This window comes from Angustibacter peucedani, assembly GCF_054779595.1.
On the sequence record NZ_BAAGXY010000064.1, the window covers coordinates 1 to 5,818 of the forward strand.

Annotated in this window: 8 protein-coding genes; 3 read left to right on the forward strand and 5 right to left on the reverse strand. The window is 76.4% G+C overall.

Going from position 1 to position 5,818, the window contains the following annotated elements:
* From ACYVJ4_RS12420 to ACYVJ4_RS12430, 3 genes are all read left to right on the forward strand, one after another.
* Positions 1 to 369: hypothetical protein (locus tag ACYVJ4_RS12420; protein ID WP_460460443.1), on the forward strand; the 369-nt coding region annotated here is incomplete at its 5' end.
* A gap of 42 nt (positions 370 to 411) precedes the next feature.
* Positions 412 to 1,215 carry a DNA-formamidopyrimidine glycosylase family protein gene (locus ACYVJ4_RS12425; RefSeq protein WP_460460444.1) on the forward strand — a complete coding sequence of 268 codons (804 nt, stop codon included), beginning with the start codon at positions 412 to 414 and terminating at the stop codon, positions 1,213 to 1,215.
* A 26-nt stretch (positions 1,216 to 1,241) separates the two neighbouring features.
* On the forward strand, positions 1,242 to 2,198 hold the full coding sequence (locus ACYVJ4_RS12430) for a ribokinase (protein ID WP_460460445.1): 957 nt from the start codon (positions 1,242 to 1,244) through the stop codon (positions 2,196 to 2,198).
* On the opposite strand, the gene ACYVJ4_RS12435 is transcribed toward ACYVJ4_RS12430, so the two are convergent.
* The 5 genes from ACYVJ4_RS12435 to ACYVJ4_RS12455 form a co-directional block, all read right to left on the reverse strand.
* Positions 2,199 to 2,507, reverse strand: coding sequence for a helix-turn-helix domain-containing protein (locus ACYVJ4_RS12435; RefSeq protein ID WP_460460446.1), 309 nt, complete (start codon positions 2,505 to 2,507; stop codon positions 2,199 to 2,201).
* A gap of 89 nt (positions 2,508 to 2,596) precedes the next feature.
* On the reverse strand, positions 2,597 to 3,130 hold the full coding sequence (locus ACYVJ4_RS12440) for a CinA family protein (RefSeq protein ID WP_460460447.1): 534 nt from the start codon (positions 3,128 to 3,130) through the stop codon (positions 2,597 to 2,599).
* Complete coding sequence (pgsA, locus tag ACYVJ4_RS12445) at positions 3,123 to 3,752, reverse strand: CDP-diacylglycerol--glycerol-3-phosphate 3-phosphatidyltransferase (RefSeq protein ID WP_460460448.1); 630 nt, start codon at positions 3,750 to 3,752, stop codon at positions 3,123 to 3,125. Before pgsA ends, ACYVJ4_RS12440 begins: the two co-directional genes overlap by 8 nt.
* Positions 3,749 to 5,176: a 30S ribosomal protein S12 methylthiotransferase RimO gene (gene rimO / locus ACYVJ4_RS12450; protein WP_460460449.1), complete on the reverse strand. Its 1,428-nt coding sequence runs from the start codon at positions 5,174 to 5,176 to the stop codon at positions 3,749 to 3,751. The genes pgsA and rimO overlap by 4 nt, the downstream gene beginning before the upstream one ends.
* A 22-nt stretch (positions 5,177 to 5,198) precedes the next feature.
* The coding region (locus ACYVJ4_RS12455; RefSeq protein WP_460460450.1) for a DUF4115 domain-containing protein at positions 5,199 to 5,818 on the reverse strand (620 nt) is incomplete at its 5' end.

Below are 5,818 nucleotides of genomic sequence, written 5' to 3' on the forward strand. Positions count from 1 at the left end.
CCCGCCGAGGCCGTCGGCGGCGTCGCCGGTGCCTCGAGCGCCGCCGGGTCCGACGGCGGCCGGACGACGGCCGCCGGCCAGCACAAGCCGGGGCGCAAGGCCGGTGCCCTCGTCGTCCTGCACGACGGCCTGCTGGCGCTCTACGTCGAGCGCGGCGGGCGCACCCTGCTGTCGTACACCGACGAGCCCGAGGTGCTCTCGGCCGCCGCGGACGCGCTGGCCCTGGCGGTACGCGAGGGCGCGCTCGGCCGGCTCACCGTCGAGAAGGCCGACGGCGCTGGCCTGCTGGGCTCGGCCCACCCGCTGGTGCAGGCGCTCGAGCAGGCCGGCTTCCACGCCACGCCGCGAGGGTTGCGGCTGCGCCGTTGACCCGCCGAGCGCGACCGGCGGTCCATCACGCAGGATGGCCCCATGCCCGAGGGTGACGTGGTCTGGCGCACGGCCGACCGGCTGCACGCCGCCCTGGCCGGGCGCGAGCTGACGCTGAGCGACCTGCGCTGGCCCTCGCTGGCCACGGTCGACCTCAGCGGCCGCACCGTGCTCGAGGTCCGCCCGCGCGGCAAGCACCTGCTGCTGCGGGTCGACGGCGCCACGCCGGTGACGCTGCACAGCCACCTGCGCATGGAGGGCTCCTGGCACGTGCACCGCACCGGTCAGCGCTGGGGCTCGGCGCGGCGGGCCGACGCCGTCCGCGCCGTCGTCGCCAACGCCGAGTGGACCGCCGTCGGCCACAAGCTGGGCATGCTCGACCTCGTGCCCACGGCCGACGAGGGCTCGCTCGTCGGGCACCTCGGCCCCGACGTCCTCGGCGACGACTGGGACGCCGCCCGCGTCCTGGCGACGATGCGCGAGACGCCAGAGCGCCCGATCGGCGAGGCGCTGCTCGACCAGCGCGTGCTGTGCGGCGTCGGCACGATGTACATGGCCGAGTGCCTGTTCGTGCGCGGCGTGAACCCGTGGATGCCGACCGCCCAGGTGCCCCACCTCGACGGGCTGCTGGAGCGGGTGCAGGCGATGATGCAGGCCAACCTGCCCCGCGCCGTCCAGACCACGACCGGCGACACCCGCAACGGCCAGAACACCTGGGTGCACGGCCGGATGCGCCAGCCGTGCCGGCGCTGCCGCACCCCGATCCGGGTCGAACCGATCGGCCAGGCCCCGCACGACCGGGTCGCGTTCTTCTGCCCGCACTGCCAGCCGCCGGTCGAGGCCTGACCCCGAGCAGCCCCGAGGAGCCCCGCATGTCCGCAGCCGAGCGCCCGCACGTCGTCGTGGTGGGCAGCACCATGACCGACCAGGTCGTCTACCTCGACCGCGCGCCCGCGGCCGGCGAGACGGTGGTGGGCCGGCGCTTCGTGGTGGGGTTCGGCGGCAAGGGCGCCAACCAGGCCGTGATGGCGGCCCGGCTGGGCGCGCACGTGCGCTTCGTGGGCTGCCTGGGCGACGACGCCAACGGCGAGACCTACCTGGCCCACCTGGCCGACGAGGGCGTCGACGTGCGCGCGCTGGTGCGGCGGCCCGGTCCGAGCGGCGTCGCCCCGATCTGGGTCGAGCTCGACGGCACCAACCGGATCGTCGTCGTCCCCGGCGCCAACGACCTCGTCACCGCGGACGACGCGCGCGCCGCCGTCGCCTCGGCCGAGCCGGTGGACGTCGTCGTCGGCCAGCTCGAGATCCCGCAGGCGGCGACCGCCGCAGGACTGGCCGCAGGTCGCGAGCGCGGCGCCACCACCGTGCTCAACCCGGCGCCGTTCGCCGCGGTCGACGACGCGCTGCTGGCGGCCGCGGACTGGCTGGTGCCCAACGAGGTCGAGTTCGCCGAGCTGGCCGTGCAGCGCGGCCTGGTCGACGACCAGGGCGCCGCCGACCCGCACGACGACATCCAGGTGCTCGCGCTGGCGGCCGCGACCGGGTGCGCGGTGGTCGTCACCCTCGGCGAGCGTGGTGCCGCCCTGACGCTCGACGGCGCGGTGCAGCGCGTCGCGGCCCCGGTGGTGCAGGCGGTCGACACCACCGGCGCGGGCGACGGCTTCGTGGGCGCCTTCGTGGTGGGGCTGGCCGAGGGGCTCACCCCGCAGCAGGCGGCCTCGCTGGCGTGCGCGTGCGCCTCGTGGAGCGTGCAGCGCGACGGCACGCAGACGTCGTTCCCCACGGCCGCCGAGGCGGCCGGGCTGCGCGACGCTGTCGTCGCGGGCTGATCAGGCGGCGCTGACCAGCCGGCTCGACACCTGGGCCGACGCGACCGGCAGGTTGGCCACGGGGGTGGCGACGCGCTCGGCGTCCGCGACGCGCTCGCTGACCTGGCTGAGCACCAGCGACAGCGGCATCTCGAGGGCGTCGCAGATCGAGGCCAGCAGCTCGCTGGACGCCTCCTTCTGCCCCCGCTCGACCTCGCTGAGGTAGCCCAGGGACACGCGCGCCTTGGCCGACACCTCGCGCAGGGTGCGGCTCTGCTGACGACGCTGCTCGCGCAGCACGTCGCCGATCTCCTGACGGAGCAGCACCATGACGCCTCCCTGTGTCGGTCTCGCTCGTCCCACGGTACCCCGTCGGGGTCGTGAGGTCGCGCGCCCCGCGCCGGTGCGCACCGTTCGGGTCAACGGCCGGGCGGCGCGGCCTCTTCCCCGATCAGCCGCTCGTGCAGCACCTGCAGGGCGCGCAGCACCGTCGCCCGCCGCACCGCGGCGCGCCCGGCAGCCGGGCCGGACGCGTCCAGGCCCACCGCGCCGGCGGCGTCAGCCAGGCCGACCCAGACCGTGCCCGGGCCGTGGCCGTCCTGCGGGTCCGGACCGGCGACGCCCGTGGTCGACAGCCCGAGGTCCGCGCCGAGCCGCTCGCGCGCACCGGCCGCGAGCTGGGCCGCCACCTCGCGGTCGACCGCGCCGACGCGGGCCAGCAGGCCGTCGTCCACGCCGACCAGCGAGTGCTTGAGGTCGGTCGCGTACGCGACCACACCTCCGCGGAACACCGCCGAGGCCCCCGGGACGCCGGTCAGGGCCCCCGCGAGGAGCCCGCCGGTGAGCGACTCGGCCGTGGCCAGCGTGCGGCTCTGCGCCACCAGCAGCCGGACCACCTCCCCGGCCAGCCGGGCGACGTCGTCCGGCGCCTCGGGGACGGCGGCCTCAGCCACCCGCACCGGCCTCGCGCCGCGCCCGCTTGGCGAGCGCCCGGGGACTGGTGCGCCGCAGCCGGACGGCGCGCGCCACGTAGTCGACGCCCGTGACCACCGTGACCACCACCGCCACGGCCATGACGGCCTGCGCCAGCAGGTGCGGCAACCAGTCCGGCGGCAGCAGGTAGAGGCCGATCGCCAGCGCCTGCAGGAACGTCTTGACCTTGCCTCCGCGGCTGGCCGGCATGACGCCGTGCCGGATCACCACGAGCCGCAGGGCGGTGATGCCGATCTCGCGCACCATCACCAGCACGGTCACCCACCAGGGCAGCTCGCCGAGCACCGAGAGCCCGACCAGCGCGGTGCCGATCAGCGCCTTGTCCGCGATCGGGTCGGCGATCTTGCCGACGTCGGTCACCAGACCGCGCCGCCGGGCCAGCTCGCCGTCGAAGCGGTCGGTGATCGAGGCCGTGCCGAAGGCGAGGAACGCGGCCAGGCGCCATCCGGCGTCGGTGCCGTCCTCGTGCAGCAGCAGCCAGCCGAAGACGGGCACGAGCACCAGGCGCAGCCCGGTGAGGGCGTTGGCGAGGTTCCAGGTGCTCGCGCCGGTGGCGCGCGGCGTCCCCGCGCCGGTGCTCACCGCCGCTCCGCGAGCAGGTCGACGCCCTCGCTGCCGACGACCCGCGCCCGCACCAGGTCGCCCACGGCCAGGCCGTCGGCGGGCAGGTGCACGACGCCGTCGACGTCCGGGCCCTGGTGGGCGGCGCGGCCCTCGGCCACGCCGTCCTCGAGCTCCTCGACCAGCACCTCGACGACCTCGCCGACGCGCTGCTCGGCCCGCTCGGCGGTGAGCTGCTCGACCAGGTCGGTCAGGCGCTGCACGCGCTCGGCGACGACCGCGTCGGGGAGCTTGCCGTCGTAGGTCTCGGCCTCGGTGCCGTCCTCGTCGGAGTACCCGAACACGCCGACGACGTCGAGCTGCGCGGCCACCAGGAAGCGCTCGAGCTCGTCGACGTCCGCCTCGGTCTCGCCCGGGAAACCGACGATGACGTTCGAGCGCACGCCAGCCTGCGGCGCCCGGGCGCGCACCTCGTCGAGCAGGGCGAGGAAGGGCTCGGTGCTGCCGAACCGCCGCATGCGCCGCAGCAGCGGCGCGGACGCGTGCTGGAACGACAGGTCGAAGTACGGCACGACGCCCTCGGTCGAGGCCATGGCGTCCAGCAGCGTGGGCCGCACCTCGGCCGGCTGCAGGTACGACACGCGCACGCGGTCGACGCCGTCGACGGCCGCGAGCTCGGGCAGCAGGGCCTCGAGCAGCCGCAGGTCGCCGAGGTCCTTGCCGTACGACGTGGAGTTCTCGCTGACCAGGAAGAGCTCGCGCACGCCCTGCTGCCCCAGCCAGCGCGCCTCGTCCAGGACGTCGGAGGGCCGGCGCGACAAGAACGCGCCGCGGAAGCTGGGGATGGCGCAGAACGCGCAGCGCCGGTCGCAGCCGGACGCGATCTTCAGCGGCGCCCAGGGCCGGCCGTCCAGCCGGCGGCGCAGCACGCGCGGCCCGGACGCCGGGGCCAGACCGGCGGGCAGGTCAGGTGCGCTGTCGTGGCCTGGCACGACGACGTCCGCGCCCTGCCGGGTCGAGGGCGTGAGCGGCAGCAGGCTGCGGCGGTCGCGCGGCACGTGCGAGGCGGGACGCTCGCCGTGCAGCACCTGCTCGAGGTGCGAGGCCATGTCGCGGTACGAGTCGAAGCCGAGCACGGCGTCGGCCTCGGGCAACGAGCTCGCCAGCTGCTCGCCGTAGCGCTCGGCCAGGCAGCCCACGGCCACGACGGCCTGGGTGCGGCTGGCGGCGTCGTCCTTGAGCTCGCTGGCCTCGAGCAGCGCGTCGACCGAGTCCTTCTTGGCGGACTCGACGAAGCCGCAGGTGTTGACGACGGCGACGTCGGCCGCAGCCGCGTCGTCGACCAGCGTCCAGCCCTCGGCCTCGAGCCGGCCGGCGAGCTCCTCGGAGTCGACCTCGTTGCGGGTGCAGCCCAGGGTGACGAGCGCCACCGTGCGTGAGGTCATGCAGGCAAGTCTACGGACGCGCTCAGGCCGGGTCGCCCGGCCCGAACCGCAGCCGCACCACCTGGCCGTCGCCGCCGGCCGAGCCGATGGGCTTGCCGTTGACCGTGAGCTGCACCGCACCGGCGTTGCCGAGCGTCAGCCGCAGCGCCTTGCCGTCGCGGAAGCGCCGCGCGTCGCCCTTGCTGAGCAGGCCGGAGAACATCGTGCGCCCCGACGCGTCGCGCACCGACACCCACGAGTCGCCGGTGACCCGCAGCGCGATCGCGACGCCGCGCGGGGTGCTGGGGGCGGTGGAGGTGGCGGACGTCGACGGGCTGGCCGAGCCGGTGGCCGGCGGCGGGCTCGGGCTGGCCGTCGGGGTCGAGCCGGACGTCGGCACCGACCCGGGCGTGGACGTCGCGGGCGAGGCGACCTGGTGGGTGCCGCGGCCGGGCGCGCGCAGGTCGCCCACCAGCTGCACCACCAGCAGCACCGCCACGACGGCCAGCACGGCGCCGCCCACCAGGGCCCAGTTGGGCCCGGACCGCTCGAGCGGGACGTCGCGGGTCAGCCGGGCGCGGGCCGGCGGGCTGAGCGGGGCGACCCGGTTCGGGGCAGGCCGGTGCGGAGCGGGCTCGGCGGCAGGCGGCTCGGCAGCGGCCG

Bases quoted from the DNA above. Each gene is read 5' to 3' on its own strand.
- ACYVJ4_RS12425 (WP_460460444.1), top strand. From the start codon at position 412: ATGCCCGAGGGTGACGTGGTCTGGCGCACGGCCGACCGGCTGCACGCC.
- ACYVJ4_RS12430 (WP_460460445.1), top strand. From the start codon at position 1,242: ATGTCCGCAGCCGAGCGCCCGCACGTCGTCGTGGTGGGCAGCACCATG.
- ACYVJ4_RS12435 (WP_460460446.1), bottom strand. From the start codon at position 2,507: ATGGTGCTGCTCCGTCAGGAGATCGGCGACGTGCTGCGCGAGCAGCGT.
- rimO (WP_460460449.1), bottom strand. From the start codon at position 5,176: ATGACCTCACGCACGGTGGCGCTCGTCACCCTGGGCTGCACCCGCAAC.